1 protein-coding gene is annotated in these 1,096 nt (G+C 54.6%); it reads right to left on the bottom strand.

Features of this window, described 5'->3' with window-relative positions; genetic code table 11:
- Positions 1-546: 546 nt before the first annotated feature.
- A complete protein-coding gene (locus AMA01_RS13780) occupies positions 547-816 on the bottom strand; it encodes an IS3 family transposase (protein WP_197460003.1) in 270 nt (89 codons plus the stop codon).
- Positions 817-1,096: the final 280 nt, after the last annotated feature.

The following is a 1,096-nucleotide window of genomic DNA, read 5'->3' as shown; positions in this document are numbered from 1 at the left end:
TCGTACTAAATTTCACTATTTCTATGCGGCAAGCGATTATGTTTCGAGGTCGGAAGTCATCACACCAGACGGAGGGGGATCCCAGTGCGACGCCGACCGCGTGTGGATGCGTTTCATGCGTTTCTCACTGGACGATTTTTCTCCCGTGTCGGTGACAAGATCGTCTTGGTGGCCCTGCCGTTGATCATTCAGGGCATGGGATACGGGGCGCCGCTCCTGTCCTTTGCCAACGCAGTTCAGTACGTGGCCAACTGGGCCGGTGCACCGCTCGGAGGCTACCTAACAGAGAAAAAGCGGTCATGCTCGCGGTGCACGCCGCGCAGGCCGCCGCCATGTTCGGCGTGATCGCCTCCCTGTCCATTAGGTCTCTGTTTCCTTTCATCCTTGGACAGATCAAAATCGAGAATGTACAAGATTTCCTGCTCAATGCGCTGGCTGGGCTGTGCTTGACATGGAGCCTCCGCAGGCATGATGTCGCGTTTGACCGCAGCCGAGCCACGCTCGCCCTTGGAAGGCCGACCAGGCTATCATGCCCGCCTCTCCACGTCAAGCACTCACTTGGCAATCTGCACCGGCACCTTTCAACTGCGCCTCGAAGTATGGACGCTCGGCGTCATCGGGCGTCCAGTACCAAGCTGCGCTGTGGATCCGTTGTCGGTTGGACCAGATTTCGATGTATGCGAAGATCCGTCGGATCGCTTCAGCCCGCGTCCGGAATCTCTCTAGGTACACGAGTTCTCGCTTGGGCACGCTGTGGAATGATTCCATACAAGCATTGTCACAACAATTCCCTTTCCGACTCATGGTCGCCGTCATTCCATAGGCTCTGAGCCGGTCCTGATACGCTTGCGAGGCGCACTGGCTTCCACGATCCGAGTGAAGCATGCAGCGGGCGTTGGAACCGGGGCGTCTATGGACAGGAAAAGCAATTTAGGTATTTACAACCAGTATATATATGGATATTATCGAAAGCAAATCAGCACAGGAAAAAGAGGTGACACAGTCGATGGGAGATGGAAGGTCGTATCAGCTATCCGAATGTTATGCTCATCGCGATTGTCTCGGATTACTTGAATAGATTTTAAATGAGCCCTTT

The organism is Alicyclobacillus mali NBRC 102425 (assembly GCF_001570745.1).
GTDB lineage: Bacteria > Bacillota > Bacilli > Alicyclobacillales > Alicyclobacillaceae > Alicyclobacillus > Alicyclobacillus mali.
This window is presented reverse-complemented; position numbering and strand designations above follow the sequence as displayed.